The organism is Blautia sp. NSJ-140 (assembly GCF_022868965.1).
In the GTDB taxonomy this organism is placed as follows: Bacteria; Bacillota; Clostridia; order Lachnospirales; family Lachnospiraceae; genus Blautia_A.
This window is the reverse complement of the sequence record NZ_JALIFS010000009.1, coordinates 12,872-32,592: the sequence shown is the minus strand read 5'-3', so window position 1 is coordinate 32,592 and position 19,721 is coordinate 12,872. Positions and strand designations below refer to the sequence as shown.

Annotated in this window: 15 protein-coding genes; 14 read left to right on the top strand and 1 reads right to left on the bottom strand. The window is 46.1% G+C overall.

Annotation, left to right across the window (positions count from 1 at the left end):
• Window positions 1-74 precede the first annotated feature (74 nt).
• The 6 genes from MUB50_RS11255 (at window position 75) to ybaK (ending at window position 6,831) form a co-directional block, all read left to right on the top strand.
• Complete coding sequence (locus MUB50_RS11255) at window positions 75-695, top strand: hypothetical protein (RefSeq protein ID WP_244791117.1); 621 nt, start codon at window positions 75-77, stop codon at window positions 693-695.
• Window positions 696-888: 193 nt separating this feature from the next.
• Window positions 889-1,485 carry a zinc dependent phospholipase C family protein gene (locus MUB50_RS11250; RefSeq protein ID WP_118515887.1) on the top strand — a complete coding sequence of 199 codons (597 nt, stop codon included), beginning with the start codon at window positions 889-891 and terminating at the stop codon, window positions 1,483-1,485.
• Between the two features lie 263 nt (window positions 1,486-1,748).
• Window positions 1,749-3,719 (top strand): NlpC/P60 family protein, encoded by a 1,971-nt coding sequence (locus tag MUB50_RS11245; RefSeq protein ID WP_118623786.1) that lies wholly within the window; start codon window positions 1,749-1,751, stop codon window positions 3,717-3,719.
• Between the two features lie 85 nt (window positions 3,720-3,804).
• Complete coding sequence (locus MUB50_RS11240) at window positions 3,805-5,013, top strand: transglutaminase domain-containing protein (protein ID WP_244791115.1); 1,209 nt, start codon at window positions 3,805-3,807, stop codon at window positions 5,011-5,013.
• Between the two features lie 49 nt (window positions 5,014-5,062).
• The gene (locus MUB50_RS11235) at window positions 5,063-6,328 is read left to right on the top strand and encodes a DUF4203 domain-containing protein (protein WP_118623788.1); all 1,266 of its coding nucleotides are present in this window, start codon (window positions 5,063-5,065) and stop codon (window positions 6,326-6,328) included.
• A 23-nt stretch (window positions 6,329-6,351) separates the two neighbouring features.
• Window positions 6,352-6,831, top strand: coding sequence for a Cys-tRNA(Pro) deacylase (gene ybaK, locus MUB50_RS11230; RefSeq protein ID WP_118623790.1), 480 nt, complete (start codon window positions 6,352-6,354; stop codon window positions 6,829-6,831).
• An 85-nt stretch (window positions 6,832-6,916) separates the two neighbouring features.
• Here ybaK and MUB50_RS11225 read toward each other — a convergent pair whose 3' ends face one another.
• Window positions 6,917-8,557, bottom strand: a complete 1,641-nt coding sequence (locus tag MUB50_RS11225; protein WP_021650411.1) for an ABC-F family ATP-binding cassette domain-containing protein — start codon at window positions 8,555-8,557, stop codon at window positions 6,917-6,919.
• A 341-nt stretch (window positions 8,558-8,898) separates the two neighbouring features.
• On the opposite strand from MUB50_RS11225, the gene MUB50_RS11220 reads away from it, so the two are divergent.
• The 8 genes from MUB50_RS11220 (at window position 8,899) to cobS (ending at window position 19,696) form a co-directional block, all read left to right on the top strand.
• Window positions 8,899-9,312, top strand: a complete 414-nt coding sequence (locus MUB50_RS11220) for an RrF2 family transcriptional regulator (protein ID WP_110102187.1) — start codon at window positions 8,899-8,901, stop codon at window positions 9,310-9,312.
• A gap of 244 nt (window positions 9,313-9,556) precedes the next feature.
• On the top strand, window positions 9,557-13,102 hold the full coding sequence (gene nifJ / locus MUB50_RS11215) for a pyruvate:ferredoxin (flavodoxin) oxidoreductase (RefSeq protein ID WP_059085599.1): 3,546 nt from the start codon (window positions 9,557-9,559) through the stop codon (window positions 13,100-13,102).
• A 112-nt stretch (window positions 13,103-13,214) separates the two neighbouring features.
• The gene (locus MUB50_RS11210) at window positions 13,215-15,989 is read left to right on the top strand and encodes a YfhO family protein (protein ID WP_118623792.1); all 2,775 of its coding nucleotides are present in this window, start codon (window positions 13,215-13,217) and stop codon (window positions 15,987-15,989) included.
• Complete coding sequence (locus tag MUB50_RS11205; RefSeq protein WP_118623794.1) at window positions 15,986-16,933, top strand: glycosyltransferase; 948 nt, start codon at window positions 15,986-15,988, stop codon at window positions 16,931-16,933. The genes MUB50_RS11210 and MUB50_RS11205 overlap by 4 nt, the downstream gene beginning before the upstream one ends.
• Window positions 16,914-17,342 carry a GtrA family protein gene (locus MUB50_RS11200; protein WP_118515893.1) on the top strand — a complete coding sequence of 143 codons (429 nt, stop codon included), beginning with the start codon at window positions 16,914-16,916 and terminating at the stop codon, window positions 17,340-17,342. Before MUB50_RS11205 ends, MUB50_RS11200 begins: the two co-directional genes overlap by 20 nt.
• Entirely contained in the window at window positions 17,342-18,394 is a 1,053-nt protein-coding gene (gene cobT / locus MUB50_RS11195) for a nicotinate-nucleotide--dimethylbenzimidazole phosphoribosyltransferase (protein WP_118515914.1), read from the top strand. The genes MUB50_RS11200 and cobT overlap by 1 nt, the downstream gene beginning before the upstream one ends.
• A gap of 1 nt (window position 18,395) precedes the next feature.
• Window positions 18,396-18,923, top strand: a complete 528-nt coding sequence (locus tag MUB50_RS11190) for a bifunctional adenosylcobinamide kinase/adenosylcobinamide-phosphate guanylyltransferase (protein WP_118623796.1) — start codon at window positions 18,396-18,398, stop codon at window positions 18,921-18,923.
• Entirely contained in the window at window positions 18,920-19,696 is a 777-nt protein-coding gene (gene cobS / locus MUB50_RS11185) for an adenosylcobinamide-GDP ribazoletransferase (protein WP_118623798.1), read from the top strand. The genes MUB50_RS11190 and cobS overlap by 4 nt, the downstream gene beginning before the upstream one ends.
• Window positions 19,697-19,721: the final 25 nt, after the last annotated feature.

Here is a 19,721-nt window from a genome sequence, read left to right as displayed (position 1 = left end):
AAAAGAACCTCAAGGTATGATTGAGTTGCATCTTGGCGGATGTAAACAAAACAATCAAGCACTGGAGGTTCCAAATGAATTATACACAGAATGAAAAGATTGAGCAAGTAACAGATTCAACAATGGTTGTCGGAGTTGATATCGGAAGCCAGATACATTATGCAAGAGCTTTTGATAACAGAGGACGCGAACTTACAAAACGTATTTTTTCTTTTCATAACAATCTGGAAGGGTTCAATTCTTTCAACCTTTGGGCAGAGACACTTAAGACTGAGAATAAAAAGACTGCAGTTCTGATAAGAGACCTGGTATACAGCCGTGACAGGATCATAAAGCAGCACAACATATCTGCAAACAGGATCCAGAGATGGCTTGCAATACATTTCCCGGAATATCTGGGATTATACACACGATTTGATGCAATAAGCGGCCTGGCAGTGCTTGAAAAAGCACCATTGCCAAAAGATATGATCGCGCTTGGAGTAAATGGGATCCGAAAGATCTGGCATGATAAAAAGATGCGTGGCAGAGGAGTTACTGAAGATAGGGCAAAGACCCTGGTTGAAGCTGCGCACAACAGTGTTGGACTTGACGGAGAGATTGGAACAAAAAGTGAATTATATATGCTGCTTGGTTTCCAGCACGGTTTATCTTTACGGAGAACCGAAGACAAGTACCGTCTGGGCATCTATTGATCTGAAGCAGCGGCAGCTTTTGGATATGGATTAAAATTCACATAATCTTTATTTGATTATTTGAAAAAACAGTGCTATAGTAAAGTTGGTTCCGGAAAACGGATGATTTATGGATACCAGAAGAGGACCGGGCGGAACCAATTACTGTTGACCGGTCAGAATCTGGATCAGGAAAGAAGGAAGAGGGAAAAAATTGCGTAAAAAATCACATATACTGTTAGGCAGATACCTGGCTGACCAGATGTCTGAGGTGTACAGTCTTCAGCAGCACAGAAAAGCGTTTTGCCTGGGCAATATCATGCCTGATCTGAAACCATCATTTCTCACCACCAGACATGAGTTTTTCGGGACATTTGATCATCTCCAGAATAAGATGAGGGCGCTTGTCGAGAAGAACCCGGAGGAAGAGAATGCCAGAGTATACTGGAGAAGATTCGGTGAGGTCATGCATTATATGGCTGATTATTTTACTTTTCCTCATAACAAAACATACGAAGGAAATCTTGCAGCACATAATTCTTATGAAGCTGAGCTGAAGAACCGCCTGAGAGAGTGTATCCTCAGCGGCGCAGCAGACAGCCAGCTGGAAGAAGCAAAGCAGTTTGAAAGCTTTGAGGAACTTGTGGAATATATCCGTGAGCGTCATGCATATTATCTGGAAAGCCCGCGGTGCATTGCCGATGACATTCGTTTTATCCTTCGGGTGTGCTATCAGGTTGTACAGGGGATTTTTCAGCTCTGTGTCAGAAAACAGTTTCATATGGGCGGACAACCGGCAGTGACTGTCTGACAGTATACAAAAAGCCGCAGTGTGTGAGAACGCTGTGGCTTTTTTATGTTATGGTAAACCAAAAAGAATCTTACAAAAATATGAATAAAAAGTGAAAAAAAGATGAATTGGAAGAGATATCCTACCAGAACGGTTGATTTCACAATTTTCGTATGCTAAAATAAATTGAATTAAACTTTAAGTTATCAAATGGTTTAAGGCAGACCTTTATTATAGGGGAAGTAAAGGGATGTTCAAGGAAAGAAGGGAGCATCTTAATAAATATGAAGAACAAGTACCTGAATAAGTTTTTTTGCATCACGATGTTATCAGCTATGGTACTGGCAGTTCCAACCGGAGTAAAAGCCGCCGAGGAAGCAGATAATATTGTTGCTGAGGAAGGTGTTTCGGGAGACGGGAGTGAGGTAAGTGAATCGGAAGTTCTGGCAGATCCGGTGCCGACAGCTGCGCCGGAGCCGGAAATAACTGCTGCACCTGAACCGGAACCAACTACAGCACCGGGACCAACGGATACACCGGCGCCTGCGCCGACGGAAACACCGGAGCCAACCGCAACACCTGCACCGACGGAAACACCGGAGCCAACCGCGACACCTGCACCAACGGCGACACCGGAACCGACAGCGACACCTGCACCAACGACAACGCCGGAACCAACCGCAACACCCGCACCGACGGAAACACCGGCTAGGGATGATTCTGCAAAGGTACAGGCGGTGATCCGGAAGATCAAAGCACTGGCAGGCAGAACGATCACAGCAGCAGATAAAGCTGAGATAGAGAGCGCACGTGCAGCTTATGAGGCGCTGTCTAATAAAGAAAAGGCCAAAGTTACGAATTATAAGATTCTGACGGAGGCAGAAGCCAAGCTTGCAGCTGTCGACAAGAACGACAGTGATAACAAAAATACAGAGATCACAGATGGAAATAACGCAACAGCAACACAGATCGGAGATCCTGTTTATGTGACAAATATGGTTTCCAATCTTCATGCAGGCAAGGATTTTTATCTGGATAGTCTTAAGAACAATTATCATCTGTCCTTCTCCGATGATTTTGCTTCTGTAATGGAAGAGATTGAAAGAGAATATAAAGAGAAGAACAAGCTTACCGATACGGAGAATACACTTCTGGTAAGAAACTGGCAGGATATCCTTGCTGTTTATATTTATGAAAAGAGCAAAGCAGGAGTAACGTCATTTACATTGGATGCATCCTGTAAGGATGATCTGGCAAGGATCTTTGCGGAGATGAACCCGATCGTCAGGGACAAACAGGATATTACCAAGATATCCTACGGAAATCGCAAGATCAACTACTACATCAAGAAGAACAATATTGCGAAGGAAGACAGAAGCGTCCTTAAGAAATATGTGGAAACAGACTGTAAGCTTCTCTGTGCGGTAGTTACCGCATCCAAAGGCTTTGTCCGTGAAAGTGTGGGAGACGATGTTTCTGAGGATCGTGTAGATGTTATCACTGCAGCGTATTCACTGGTTGGTAAGGTTGGGTATTTCTGGGGCGGTAAATCTACGGTGATCGGAGAAGACCCAAGCTGGGGTTCCGTTGAGAAGGTATCTGCAGACGGCAGCAGAAGCTCCGGTACGCTCCGTGCATATGGTCTGGACTGTAGCGGTTTTGTTACCTGGGCGGTGATCAATGGATATAAGAATCAGGGAATGCAGGCAGCAGTTGGAGACGGAACCTCTGACCAGTGGGAGAAGGCCGGTGTTGTCAGCGAAGCAGATGCACAGCCAGGAGATCTGGTATTCCAGAGAGGACCGGAAGCAGGAAGCAACAACCACGTTGGTATCCTGTGCGGAAAGACGGATTCCGGCGACTGGATCGCAGTACATTGTTCTTCCAGCAAGAATGGTGTAACGGTTGGTGAGGCATACAGTGCAAGCTTCCGTTATATCAGAAAACCATCCTTCTATCAGGATACAACAGCGGAGGAAACAGTTGATAAGACCACAGCTATAGAGAATGATGTTCTGACAGAGGAGAGTGCAGAAAAGCTCCTTACGGATGTGGTTAGATCCGATGCACTGAAGGATGCACTGGCATCCAGTGATACTGTTTCCAGTAACCTTCTTGCAGATTTTAAGAATACGGCTCTGCAGGAGGACGAGGAAGAAGATGAAGTTGAGACGCTGACTCTGGATCAGGAGACCATGGACGATGCAGTGGATACATTTGATGATGATGTAGAAACACTGGAAATGGAAAACTAAGGGACAGCGATTGAAGATAAGGGCAGTCTCCCACGGGAGGCTGCCCTTTCTTACAATCGCTGCTTCAGACAGAGGACATGATATTATGAAAAAAAGAAATTTCTGCCCCATGGCAGCCGCAGTACTTGCAGCCGCAGTGATCCTTCAGCCCTTTAGCGCTTCGGCAGGGGCACTGGATCAGATCCGATCCATAGCAAAGAGCGTTATTTCAGGGGAGCCAAAGGAAGTAGAGGAACTGCGTCAGATGGAGGTTGCCCAGAGCGAAGAAGGACATCAGGAATATTATTTCAAACAGCTTACGGAAGAAGAGCAGAGAGTATATCGGGAGCTGCTGAAAGGAATCCGTGCCCGGGAAAAGGAGTTTTATCTGACAATCTCCGATGATGACAGTATTGACAGAAGCTATCATGCAGTATTGAAAGACCACCCGGAGATATTCTGGGTCCACAATCGTGAAAAAATCTACAAAACTACGTATTCAGACAGTGATTACTGCGTTTTTACTCCGGGTTATACTTATACAGACAGCGAGATCGATGAGATACAAACGGCAATGGAGCAGAGCTTTCAGGAGGTCAGAGCCCTGATTCCGGAGGATGCCGGTGACTACGAGAAGATACGCATTGTTTATACGTATGTTATTGACCATACCCAGTATCAGACCGGGGAGGATGATCAGAGCATAGCAGGTGTTTTCTGGAAAAAATCCGCAGTCTGTGCCGGATATGCAGGAGCTGTCCAGTATCTTCTGGAAAGGCTGGATATTCCCTGTATTTATGTGGACGGAAGCACAAAAGGAAGTACAGAGGGTCATGCATGGGATATTGTAAAAATTGGCCAGGAGTATTATTATGTAGATGCTACCAATGGGGATCAGCCGGATTTTCTAAATGGAGATGCCGCGCAGCTGGAAGAACATAAGACGATCATTTACGATTATCTCTGCCCTTTCCCGGAAGAATACGAAAAAACCTATACACCATCGGAAGAACTGACAGTTCCGGCATGTACTGCGAGGGATCTGGATTTTTATGTGCTGAACCAGGGGTACTTTGAAGATTACAGCTGGCAGGATATATATGATTATTGTAAGATGAGACTGGATAATGGTGCGGCTGTTGTGCGTTTCAAGTTTGGCGGTCAGGAAGCTTTTTCCGAAGCCTGTCAGGAACTGCTGGATGATGGCGTGGTACAGAATGTGGCACAGTATTATATGAAACTTCACGGACTTGGTCAGGTGGAGTATCATTATGGAGTGATGGATAATTTTTATACCATATATTTTATTTTCTGAAATATCTTTGGGAAGATTTCCGGAGGTTTTGGAAAGAGAGGAGTAAATTATGAATATGGATATGTTGTCAAGAGGATTTGACATACTGCAGAGAGCAGGAGGTATGGAACAGATCAGCCAGCTGATGGTGATCGTATACGGAGTGCTCTGTGTTTTCGGGCTTTTGAACTGTATCCTGGGATATCGTATCCTCCGGTTCTGGATGATGATCTTTGGATTTATCATTGGAGCAGGTGCCGGCTTTGGTGTGACCTATATGTCCGGTGTTCAGGATAAAATGGTGATCGTAGGTGCCATGGCGGGACTTGGAATCGTACTGGCTGTTGTTTCGTTTCTGATCTACAGGGCAGGAATCTTTGTACTGGGATTTGGTATCGGAATAACATTGAGTATTTATCTGATTCATCCGACCAGTTCCTTTTCCTTTTTCCTGTGCATCCTTATCGGCGTGGGACTGGGAGTACTTGCCATGCGTTATGCAAAAGGCGTGATCATTGTCGGAACCAGTATACTGGGTGGCGTTCTGGCAGGATTATCCATTGCAAAGATCGCAGGGCTGGCGCAGTTTCCATATGGCGTCGGTATGGCAGCGGGAATTGTGATCCTTGGTATGCTGATCCAGTTCGCTATCAACAAAGACCGATACGATGAGGAAGATGACGATGACGAAGAAGAGGATGACGACGATGGAGCTCTGCCGGAGGAGATCAGGAAGCCGGCAGGAAGGGACCGTAGAGGAAACGGCCGTGAATACACCTCTGACCGTAGCAGGGACGATCGCAGATATATATCCGAAAACCGGGCAAACGATGACCGGGAAAGCCGGGGTGAAAGACGTTCCCGCAGACCATCTGACAGAGAAGAACGCAACTCTGACAGAAGAGAAAGAAATTATGCAGACAGCAGGAAAAAATCCGGAAGCGAAAGAAACAGCAAGAGTAGTTCCGCTGAAAGAAGAAGCACTTCCGGAACCTCCGGCAGAAACAGAACCACCGGCAGAAATTATGCTTCGGATGACAGAAGAGGCAGCAGATACAGCCAGAGCAGCAGCACCAGGGAACGAAGGAATGCAGGAACGGGAAGCAGATCCCGCTATGCAGATCCGGAGGATCATGAAGAATATGATCGCTTTGATGAGCCGGAAAACAGGGACAGCTATGAAGATTTTGAAAAACTGCAGCAGAAAAGACGCCGGATGGATATTGAAAATATGGCGGATTTTGATGAGCAGGAAGAATATGGAAATTACAGGAATGACCCGGATCTGATGAATGATGAGGATCTGGATGAGCTTGATGAGTGGAAAGACAACTGAGAAAAATCCGAGGAGTGACAGAAATGGGAAAAGAAGCCAAAACAAACGCGATGAGAATGCTGGATCGAAAAAAAGTAAAATATGAAGCGATCACATATGACTGTGGAGAGTTCATAGATGGGATCCACTGTGCAGACATCACAGGAGCCCCTCATGATCAATCCTTTAAGACCCTGGTCATGGAAGGGAAAAGAGGCGGCTACTATGTGTTTGTAGTTCCGATCGAAAAAGAGGTGGACCGTAAGGCAGCAGCAAAGTCTGTAGGTGAAAAAACAGTAGATATGATCCATGTAAAGGATCTTACAAAGATCACGGGCTATATCCGCGGAGGCTGCAGCCCTCTTGGAATGAAAAAAAATTATCCGGTGGTGTTTGACCAGTCTGCCGAAAACTTTGATGAGATCTATGTAAGCGGTGGAAGAGTGGGCCTTACCCTGAAGGTACCGCTTAAAGATCTTCTGGATGTAACACAGGGCAAGCTTGCTCCGATCACCATGGAGTAAGCGTATATAAAACAGACAAAAAAACTCCCCTGACTGCCTGTAAAGGCGGAAGCAGGGGAGTTTTTTTGTTACAGAAGCATGGGATTTAGTTATCCTGTGCGTCCTCTTCGTTAACCTGGAATACGTGACGCTTCTTGGCCATTTCGTCACTGGCAAGATACTCGTCGTAAGTGGTGATCTTGTCTACCAGCTTGCCGTTAGGAAGGATCTCCATGATACGGTTTGCAGTTGTCTGTACAAACTGGTGATCGTGTGAGGTGAAAAGGATCACTCCAGGGAACTTGATCAGTCCGTTGTTCAGTGCTGTAATAGACTCCATATCCAGATGGTTGGTCGGCTCATCCAGGATCAGGATATTGGCACCTGAGATCATCATCTTGGAAAGAAGACAGCGGACCTTCTCACCACCGGAAAGAACACGGACACGTTTTACACCATCCTCACCAGGGAAAAGCATACGGCCAAGGAATCCACGGACGTAGGTTGCGTCCTTGATCTCGGAGTACTGTGTCAGCCAGTCGGTGATAGTAAGGTCGTTATCGAATTCCTGTGTGTTATCCTTTGGGAAATATGCCTGGGAAGTGGTAACACCCCATTTGTAATTTCCTTCATCCGGCTCCATTTCACCTGTAAGGATCTTGAAGAAGGTTGTGATGGCCTGCTCGTTGGCACCCACAAAGGCAACCTTATCTTCACGACCCAGAGTGAAGGAAATGTTGTCCAGAACCTTTACTCCATCAATGGTTTTAGACAGATTTTCCACCATGAGGACTTCGTTTCCGATCTCACGGTTCGGGCGGAAGTCGATGTATGGATATTTACGGCTGGAAGGACGCATGTCATCCAGCTGGATCTTTTCCAGGGCACGCTTTCTGGAAGTCGCCTGCTTGGATTTGGAAGCATTGGCGCTGAAACGGGAGATGAACTCCTGGAGCTCTTTGATCTTCTCCTCTTTCTTTTTGTTGGCCTCTTTCATCTGCTTGATCAGAAGCTGGCTGGATTCAAACCAGAAGTCGTAGTTTCCGGCATAAAGCTGGATCTTGCCATAATCGATATCAGCAGTATGTGTGCAGACCTTGTTCAGGAAATAACGGTCATGGGATACTACGATAACCGTATTGTCAAAATTGATCAGGAACTCCTCCAGCCATTCGATAGCAGGAAGATCCAGGTGGTTGGTCGGCTCATCAAGAAGAAGGATATCAGGATTTCCAAAAAGAGCCTGTGCAAGAAGAACCTTGACCTTCATACTACCGGTAAGGTCTGCCATCTGTGTATAGTGGAACTCGGTGTCGACGCCGAGACCGTTGAGAAGAGTAGCAGCATCGGACTCTGCTTCCCATCCGTTCATCTCTGCAAACTCACCCTCAAGCTCGCTGGCACGGATGCCATCCTCGTCTGTGAAATCTTCCTTTGCGTAAATGGCTTCTTTCTCTTTCATGATCTGATAGAGTCTTTCATTACCCATGATGACAGTATCCAGAACCGGATAAGCATCATATTTGAAATGATCCTGCTGCAGGAAAGAAAGTCTCTGACCGGGGGTGATCACAATGTCACCCTTGGTAGGCTCGAGCTGACCGGAAAGGATTTTGAGGAATGTAGATTTTCCTGCGCCGTTGGCGCCGATCAATCCATAACAGTTACCCTCTGTAAATTTGATGTTAACGTCTTCAAACAGCGCTTTTTTTCCAACGCGCAGTGTGATGTTATTTGCTGAAATCATATCATACCTCTTTTTTCATTAAATAAATATCGTTTCAATTACATACGAAAGCATTACAATCGTTTCCTATTGTACCGTAAACTGAAAAATTTGCAAGCTGTATTTTCCTTTTTTCGGCTAAATAAAGGAAAAACAGGGGATTACTTTGGATCACAGGAAAATAATAACCTTTTATTATATAAAAAAATGGGTTATACTGTCGTATGTGGTAATGAAGCATTCCGGGGATATGGATATCCGGCTCTCTGGTACGTCAGAAACACCCGGGAACGTGGCAGATCGGATGGAATGCGGAAACTATCATAAATCAGCAGCTTAGTTGAACAGAAGAGAGGTTAAAAATGTTTATCACCAGAGAAAGCGATTATGCGATGCGGGTTATCCGCGCATTGATGTGGGAGCCGCGTTTGAGCGTCAGCGAGATCTGTGAGAGGGAATCGATCACAGCACCCTTTGCATACAAGATACTGAAGAAGCTTCAGAATGCAGGGCTCGTGGAAGGATACCGCGGAGTTCATGGCGGTTACGCGCTGAAGAGAGATCCGGAAGAACTGTCATTATATGAGATATACAGTGCGATCGATCCGGATATGTCCATCATTGAGTGCCTGAACGGCACATATCAGTGTCCAAGGAACGGACAGGACGGAGTTCCCTGCCATGCACATGATGAGCTTAAGGAGATCCAGGATCAGCTGTGGACAATGCTCCGGCGGAAATCCATGAAGGATCTTTTCGGAAAAGAGGAGAAGTGATTCCCGGATGTGAGTTGGGATAAGCGTATGAGATGATAAGGAGAGCGGTTTGGAGAGAAAAATTTCCGAACAGCTCTTTTTTATTTGTGAAAAAGATAACGGCGTTTGTACAAGATATTGTACAAAAAACAATGAAAGAAAATGGACATAACTGGGAATCTATGATATAATAACCAATGGAATTTTAGGCCTTCATAAGCCTAAATAATATATTTTTTAACAAACCTTTAAGGAGGAAAAAACAATGGCAAGAAAGATGAAAACCATGGATGGTAACCATGCAGCCGCTCATGCATCATACGCTTTTTCTGATGTAGCTGCTATTTACCCGATTACCCCTTCATCTGTAATGGCTGAGGCTACAGATGAGTGGGCAACTCAGGGAAGAAAGAACATCTTTGGACAGGAAGTACAGGTTACAGAGATGCAGTCTGAGGCAGGTGCAGCAGGTGCCGTTCACGGTTCTCTGGCAGCAGGTGCCCTGACTACAACCTATACAGCTTCCCAGGGTCTTCTGCTTATGATCCCGAACCTTTACAAGATCGCTGGTGAGCAGCTTCCGGGAGTTATCAATGTATCTGCCCGTGCACTTGCTTCTCACGCACTTTGTATCTTCGGAGATCATTCCGACGTTATGGCCTGTCGTCAGACCGGATGCGCAATGCTTTGTGAGTCTTCTGTACAGGAGGTTATGGACCTTACACCGGTTGCTCATCTTGCAGCGATCAAAGGAAAAGTTCCATTCATCAACTTCTTCGACGGATTCCGTACATCTCATGAGATCCAGAAGATCGAGACATGGGACTATGAAGATCTGAAAGATATGGCAGATATGGACGCAATCGCAGAGTTCCGTAACCGTGCTCTGAACCCGAACCATCCATGTCAGAGAGGTTCCGCTCAGAACCCGGATATCTTCTTCCAGGCAAGAGAGGCATGTAATCCATATTATGACGCTCTTCCGGCAGTTGTTCAGGAGTACATGGACAAAGTTAACGAGAAGATCGGAACAGACTACAAACTGTTCAACTACTACGGAGCTGCTGACGCTGAGCACATCATCGTAGCTATGGGTTCCGTAAACGATACCATCGAGGAGACCATCGATTACCTTATGGCAGCTGGCAAGAAAGTCGGTGTTGTTAAAGTTCGTCTTTACAGACCATTCTGTGCACAGGCTCTTATCGATGCAATCCCGGATACAGTTAAGCAGATCTCTGTTCTTGACAGAACAAAAGAGCCAGGAGCTCTTGGCGAGCCTCTGTATCTTGATGTTGTTGCAGCTCTTCGCGACAGCAAGTTCAGCGATGTTAAGATCTTTACAGGACGTTACGGACTTGGTTCCAAAGATACAACACCTGCACAGATCGTAGCAGTATATGAGAACACTGAGAAAGAGAAATTCACAATCGGTATCGTTGATGATGTTACAAACCTTTCTCTTGAGACAGGCGCACCACTTGTTACAACACCAGAGGGAACAACAAACTGCAAGTTCTGGGGACTTGGAGCTGATGGTACTGTAGGTGCTAACAAGAACTCCATCAAGATCATCGGTGACAATACAGACATGTACGCTCAGGCTTACTTCGATTATGACTCCAAGAAGTCCGGCGGTGTTACAATGTCTCACCTTCGTTTCGGTAAGAAACCGATCAAATCCACATACCTGATCCACAAAGCAAACTTTGTTGCATGTCATAATCCGTCCTATGTTAACAAATATAACATGGTACAGGAGCTTGTTGACGGAGGTACATTCCTTCTGAACTGTGCTTGGGATATGGAAGGACTTGAGAAACATCTTCCGGGACAGGTTAAAGCTTTCATCGCTAACCACAATATCAAATTCTACACCATCGACGGTGTTAAGATCGGTATTGAGACCGGCATGGGACCAACACGTATCAACACAATCCTTCAGTCCGCATTCTTCAAGCTTACAGGAATCATTCCTGAGGAGCAGGCTATCGAGCTTATGAAGGCTGCTGCTAAGGCTACTTACGGACGTAAGGGTGATGACGTTGTTAAGAAGAACTGGGCAGCTATCGATGCCGGTGCTAAACAGGTCGTAGAGGTTCAGGTTCCGGAGAGCTGGAAGAACGCTGAGGACGAGGGACTCTTCATGTCTCACGCATCCCACGGTGCTCAGGAAGCTCAGGACTTCGTAAACAACATCCAGTGCAAGATCAACGCTCAGGAAGGTAACAGCCTCCCGGTATCTGCATTCAAGGATTATGTAGATGGTACAACACCATCCGGAACAGCTGCATATGAGAAACGTGGTATCGCAGTTAACGTTCCTGTATGGGTTCCGGACAACTGTATCCAGTGTAACCGCTGTGCATATGTCTGCCCGCATGCTGCAATCCGTCCGGTTGCTATGACAGCAGATGAGACAGCTAACGCTCCAGAGGGTATCAAGACACTTCCGCTTACAGGAATGAAAGACTATACATTCACAATGACTGTATCTGCTCTTGACTGTACAGGATGTGGTTCCTGTGCAAATGTCTGCCCAGGAAAGAAAGGCAACAAAGCTCTTGAGATGGCTCCGCTTGAAGCTAACACAGAAGAGCAGAAATTCTTCGATTACGGTGTAACACTTCCACAGAAGGAAGACGTTATCGCTAAATATAAAGAGACAACTGTAAAAGGCAGCCAGTTCAAACAGCCGCTCCTTGAGTTCTCCGGCGCTTGTGCAGGTTGTGGTGAGACACCATACGCTAAGCTGATCACACAGCTCTTTGGTGACAGAATGTACATTGCAAATGCTACAGGATGTTCCTCTATCTGGGGTAACTCTTCACCATCTACACCATACACAACAAACGCTAAGGGACAGGGACCTGCATGGTCAAACTCTCTGTTCGAGGATAACGCAGAGTTCGGTTATGGTATGCTTCTTGCACAGCGTGCGATCCGTGGCGGTCTGAAAGAGAAGATCGAAGACCTTGTAGCTAACGGAACAAACGAGGATGTTAAGGCAGCTGGTCAGGAATGGCTGGATACTTACGCTGTAGGCGCAACAAACGGTGCAGCTACAGAGAAACTCGTTGCAGCTCTTGAGGCTTGCGGATGTGACAAGGCTAACGAGATCCTTGCACAGAAAGACTTCCTCTCCAAGAAATCCCAGTGGATCTTCGGTGGTGACGGATGGGCTTACGATATCGGATTCGGTGGTGTTGACCATGTTCTCGCAAGCGGACGTGACATCAACGTTATGGTATTCGATACAGAGGTTTACTCCAACACAGGCGGACAGTCTTCCAAATCTACACCGACAGGTGCGATCGCTCAGTTCGCAGCAGGCGGAAAAGAGACTAAGAAGAAAGATATGGCATCTATCGCAATGAGCTATGGCTATGTATATGTAGCACAGATCTCCATGGGTGCTGACTTCAACCAGACTGTAAAAGCAATCGCAGAGGCAGAAGCATATCCGGGACCATCCCTGATCATTGCTTATGCTCCATGTATCAACCATGGTATCAAGAAAGGTATGAGCAAAGCTCAGACAGAGGAAGAGCTGGCAGTTAAGTGCGGATACTGGCACAACTTCAGATTCAACCCGGCTGCTGAGAACAAGTTCAGCCTTGATTCCAAGACACCGGATATGGAGAACTATATGGACTTCCTGAACGGTGAGGTTCGTTACAATTCTCTGCAGCGTCAGAATCCTGAGAAAGCTGCAAGACTGTTTGCTAAGAACGAGTCTGAGGCTCAGGCTAGATATGAGTATCTGCAGAAACTTATCACTCTTTACGGAGCAGATAAGAAAGAAGACTAATTATTGATCAATAGTTGCTGTTTATACAGTGTGCTTGCTGATTAAGCATTAGGTGACAGGCCTGCGGTGTTTAGCGCACCGCAGGCCTTTTTCATATACAGGAGAGACATACATGAAAAGAGTTTTTTCGAAGGAGAAATCCCGGAAAGAAAAAAAAGCAGATTTTTATATTCTGTATACGATTGTTTTTGCAGCGATCTCGCTGTTTATTTACAGTTGTTTTTATTTCAATGGAAAATCCCTGATCTGGAGTCATGACGGTGTTCCGCAGCACATCAATGCACTTGCCTATTATGGAAAATATCTGCGGAATGTTCTGCAGACGCTGGTGACGGAGCATAATCTTTCTCTTCCTATGTGGGATATGCATATCGGATACGGTTCCGATATCCTTACGACACTTCATTATTATGTGATCGGCGATCCGCTGACCTTACTGTCCGTTTTTGTACCGGAAAAGGATACAGAGATTTTATATGAGCTCCTGATCTTTCTCCGTATTTATCTGTCGGGCATCACATTCAGTATTTACTGTTTTTACCGCAAAAATCCCAAACAGGCCACATTCCTTGGAAGCCTTGTTTATATTTTTGCAGGGTGGACCATTTATGCGTCCATGAAGCATCCATATTTTTCCAATCCCATGATCTATCTGCCGCTGGTCCTTATGGGAATTGAAAAGATTTACAAAAAAGAAAAGCCACACCTTTTTATCTGTGCGACGGCTGTAGCGGCAATGTCTAATTTTTATTTCTTTTATATGATCAGTATCTTTATGGTGCTGTATGCAGCTTTCCGGTATTTTGGAATATTCCGCAGGCGTTCAGTAAAAGATGTATTTCAGTGGTTCCTGAAATTTGCAGGCTTTTATCTGGTTGCACTTATGATCGCTGCACTGATCTTTTTACCTGTGGTCATGACTCTGTTTGGAACAGAGCGCTTTCAGGCGCAGAATTATGTGCCGCTGTTATATGACCGCATTTACTACGAAAAATATCTCGGCTGCCTGATCGGCGAAAATATGATCCAGTGGGGCGTTGCTGGATATTCCGCAGTCGCAATGGCAGGCGTGTTTGTGATCTTTTCCAAAAAGAAAAAATATACGGGACTGAAGCTGGGCTTTGTGCTTCTGAACCTGTTTTTGCTGATCCCCTTTGCAGGTCATGTACTGAACGGATTTTCATACGTGTCCAATCGATGGATCTGGGCATATGGAATGCTGATCGCATATATCCTGGTACAGGCATATCCTGAACTGTTTACTCTGGGTATCAGGGAAAAACGACGGATATTTGTGATGCTGCTGATATATGGCGGGTTGGCACTGTTTTCGGAATCTGCCCGCACGGAACGCAATATTATGGCACTGATGATGCTGGTCCTGGCTGTGTTTACAGTGGTTTCCTACGGAAACGTATTTACACAGGGAAAATATCTCTGTGGAATGATCGTCGCAGTGCTTGTGACCAGCATCTTTCTGAATGTTTCATATCAGTATTCTTACGAAAAAGATTACCTGTCAGAATTTGAGGAAAAGAATCAGGCGCTGGAAAAGCTTCAGGCCGGACCGGACAAAGCAATCCGGTCAATGGATGATTCAGCGGTTGCCAGATATGACCAGTACAAAACGGGCTCTTACGTAAACACTGCCATGTATATGGGAACCAATAGTACCTCCTATTATTTCAGTGTGGCCAATGGAAATATCAGCCGTTTCTTTGATGAGATGTATCTGAATACCCCCTGGGATTATCATTACAGCAGCCTGGACGGACGGAGTATCCTGGATCGTCTTGCCTCCGTGAAATATTTTGCCATCAAAAAAAGCGGATATGGGTATCTGCCATACGGCTATGACAGTGAAGCAGCAGTCACAAAAAAATACAGGATCTACGAAGACGAGGATTCCCTTCCCCTTGGTTATACCTATGATTCCTGGATTCCCAGAGAAAAGTATGAAAAGCTTTCCGTGACCGAAAAGCAGCAGGCACTCCTGCAGGGGGCAGTTCTTGAGGACAGCAGTCTTTCTGAGGCAGATCTGACCTTTGATGATAAGAAAGCAGATTTTACACTGGAAGCAGGAAAAGGCTGTAAGATTAAAGACGGAAAGATCATTGTGACCAAAGAAGGAGCAACCGTACAGATCGGATATCAGGGAGAACCGGAGGCAGAGGTTTATCTTGTGGCAAAAAATCTGGATTTTAATGCCTATTCTCCACGTACAGTGGTCAGTGATAAAAAATGGGATTCCATGACAGAATATGAGAAGAATACAGTACGTTATGAAGATAATAACTGGCGCTACTGGAAAGAAAGCAAGGAATCAGCAGTGGATGTTTCGCTGGGATCCGTGGACAAGACTATCCGGATCTTTACAGATAAATACAACGGCTACAGCGGAAGACATAATTTTCTTCTGAATATGGGATATAAAAACTATTCTGCAGGAACTATGACACTGACATTCTCCATGCCGGGAGAATATACCTTTGATGATCTGTATGTGGTATGTCAGCCTATGTCTTCTGTCGAAGAACAGACAGAGGAGCTTGGAAAAGAAGCTCTTCAGAATATCAAAATGGAGACAAATTGCATTCATGGAGATATCACAACCACTTCCGATAAGATCCTGGTATTTTCCATTCCCTACAGCGCAGGCTTTACCGCCTATGTAGATGGAGAAAAAACAGAACTTGTGAAGGCAAACAGTATGTATATGGGACTGGAATTAAAAAAAGGCAGGCATACGGTCACGCTCAGATACTGTACACCGTATATTGTGCCCGGAATGATACTGACGGTGATCGGCCTTATCCTGTTTGCCGGGATCGTAATATCTTACCGGCACCGGGGAAAACAAAAAGAAAGGGGAAAACAGGAGAAATGAGCCGCTTATCGGTAGTTTTGCCTGCCTGTAACGAGGAACCGATGCTGGAGAAAACCTGCCGGACTCTCAGAGAGCTCCTGGGGCAGGCCGGGATCCTTTATGAACTGGTCCTGGTAGATGACGGTTCCTCTGACGGAACCTGGGCAGCGATAGAAAAAGTATCCGGAGAAGATAAAAATGTGACAGGTGTGCATTTTTCCAGAAATTTCGGGAAAGAAGCAGCAATTATGGCCGGCCTTGCACAGGCATGCGGAGATGCGGTGGCTGTGATGGACTGTGACCTGCAGCATCCGCCGGAGATCCTCCTGGAAATGTACCGGCTCTGGAAGCAGGGCTACGAGGTTGTGGAGGGTATCAAGAAAAAACGTGGAAAAGAAACTCTTTTTCACAGAAAAAGTGCCGGATTTTTCTATCGGATCATGTCCCGTGCCACCGGCTTTGATATGGAAAATGCTTCCGATTTCAAGCTGCTGGACAGGAAAGCGGTGGAGAGTGTTCTCGCCATGCCTGAACGGAGCATGTTTTTCCGGGCGGCATCGTCCTGGATAGGCTTCAAAAGCATCTCCGTACCTTTTGAGGTGCAGGAGCGTGAGGCAGGAGAATCCAAATGGTCTGCAGGAACGCTGATCAGCTATGCGTTTCGGAATATCGTGGCATTTACAACACTTCCGCTGCAGTTTGTAACAGCCGGTGCTGTGGGCTGCTTTGGGTGTTCCCTGCTCCTTCTGGTCTATTCTCTGATCCGGTATTTTTCCGGGCATGCGGTGGAAGGCTATACCACACTTCTGATCGTGATGCTCTTTATCGGAAGTGCCGTGATGATGAGCCTCGGGATCATCGGATATTATATCGCCAGGATCTATGAGGAAGTAAAACGCCGTCCAAGATATATCGTGTCAAAGATCATACGAGGAGGAGATACCAATGAAAAAGTGGATCCTTAAATTCTATGAAAATGATGTGATCCGTTATATTTTCTGGGGTGGTTGTACGACTCTTGTAAATCTGTTAAGCTTTTATATCATGAGGGCAGTGAAAATCCCGCTGATGAGTGCCAACATCATATCGATCATCCTGGCGATCCTGTTTGCCTATGTTGTGAATTCCAGATTTGTATTTCATGACCGCTGTGAAACATGGAGGGATCATATACAGCCCTTTCTGAAATTTATAAGTGCCCGTCTGGTGACCATGGTCATTGAGGTAGGCGGTGTATGGCTTCTGGCGGAGATCCTGGGATTGCAGGATATGTTTGCAAAATTCTGCACACAATTTATCGTGCTGGCGTTGAATTATATTTTTAGTAAATTTATTATTTTTACCACAGGTAAAAGGATTGGAGGTAGCAAATGATGACTTTGGATGAGGCAGTGAAGAAAGTCCGCCCTCTGGATGAAAAGGCTATGGAGGGGGCGAGAAAGAGATGGGACAGTATTGCAAAGCCACTGCATTCTCTGGGAGAACTGGAGAATATGCTGACACAGATCGCCGGCATCACAGGTACGCCGGAGATACGTGTGGAGAAAAAAGCGGTGGTTGTCATGTGCGCGGATAACGGAGTTGTAGAAGAGGGCGTGACCCAGACCGGACAGGAAGTGACGGCTGTCGTGGCTGAGAATTTTCTGGAAGGGACTACTACCTGCTGTGTGATGTGCCGTCAGTGTGGAGCAGAGCTTTTTCCTGTAGATGTGGGAATGGTCACAGATACAAAGGTCCGTACAGATCTTAAGGTTGCCTATGGGACCAGAAATATGACCAGGGAGCCGGCAATGACAAGAGATCAGGCGATTCGTGGCATCGAAGCCGGAATTGCCATGGCAGAGGAGCTGAAGGATAAAGGATATCAGGTCCTTGCAACCGGTGAAATGGGCATTGGAAATACCACCACCAGCAGTGCAGTAGCAGCTGTGCTTCTCGGAAAACCGGTGGAAGATATGACCGGACGTGGTGCCGGATTAACCAGTGAAGGGCTTGTCCGGAAGATCAATGCGATCAAAAAGGCGATTGCGCTGAATAATCCGGATCGTTCAGATGCCATTGATGTCCTGGCAAAGGTAGGCGGACTGGATATTGCAGGAATGGCAGGAGTATTCATTGGAGGAGCAGCACTTGGAATGCCGGTTGTCATGGACGGATTTATTTCCTGCGTATCTGCACTGATCGCAATAAAGATCTGCCCGCAGGTAAGTGATCATATCATTGCGTCTCATGTATCCAAAGAGCCTGCAGCACATCTGATCCTGAAGGAGCTTGGCAAGGAAGCGATCATCCACGCAGGCATGTGCCTGGGCGAGGGAACCGGAGCTGTGGCACTGTTTCCTATGATGGATCTGTCCTGTGCAGTATATAATTCCATGAGTACCTTTGGTGATATCAATGTAGAACAGTACGAGGAGCTGAAATAATATGCTGGTTGTTGTAACAGGAGGCAGCGGAAGCGGAAAATCTGCTTTTGCGGAAGAAACCATACTTTCCCTTGGCGAAGCCAGAAGGATCTATATTGCTACCATGCAGGCTTTTGACGAAGAAAGCCACAGGCGTATCCGCAGACACCGGCACATGCGTGCAGGAAAAGGCTTCGAGACAATAGAAAGATATACAGAACTTGATGAGCTGCTCATCCCGAAGGACTGTGTGGTTCTTCTGGAGTGCATGTCCAATCTGGTTGCAAATGAGATGTTCCGGGAAGACGGCTTCCACCCGGAGGTGGCAGAAAAGATCACAGAAGGAGTGAAAAATCTTCTTTCCCAGGCAAAGCATGTGGTGATCGTCACCAACGAGATCTTTTCAGACGGGATCCTCTACGAGAAAGAATCAGAACAGTACAAAAAAGAGCTGGGACAGATCAACCAGAAACTGGCAAAGATGGCGGAAGAGGTTGTGGAAGTCGTGTACGGGATCCCTGTATGGCATAAAGGAGGAAAGGAAGCATGAAAAGCTTGTGGAACAGTTTTAAGGCAGCCTTTGCCATGTTTTCAAAGATCCCCATGCCCATGGTGGACTGGAAGAAGGAAAACATAAAATATATGATGTGCTTTTTTCCTTTTGTGGGGACTGTCATCGGTATTCTGACATGGCTTGCAGGAGGAATCCTCGGAATGCATGCAGCTCTGGAACCATTTTTTCTCGCTGTGATCCTTACTGTGATCCCGGTATTTATTACCGGCGGCATTCATGTAGACGGGCTTCTGGACACATCGGATGCATTAAGCTCCTGGCAGGAACGCACAAGGAGGCTGGAGATTCTGAAGGATTCCCATGCAGGTGCATTTGCCATTATCACAGCCTGCGTATATTTTATCCTCTGGCTGGGAGCATGGGATCAGCTCCTTGGAAATTATAATGGGATCTGTATCATGAGCCTGGGCTTTATGATGTCCAGATGTCTTTCCGGGATCGGTGTGATCACATTTCCCAAGGCAAGGACAGACGGGACTGTGGCAGAATTTTCCAGAAATGCGTCGGAGATCGCAGTGCGAAATGTTCTTATCACGATGTTTGTGATCCTTGCAGCGCTGATGATATGGGTGGATCCGATCCTGGGTGTTCTGGCAGCTGTCAGCGCGCTTCTGGTATTCTGGTGGTATCACCATATGGCTTTGAAATATTTTGGAGGGACCACAGGCGATCTTTCCGGATTTTTCCTCTGCATCTGCGAGGTCGTGATGGCACTGGTGCTTGCTTTTTGTGGCGCATTTCACTTGTAATAAAGATTTGGATGAGGTAAAAAAG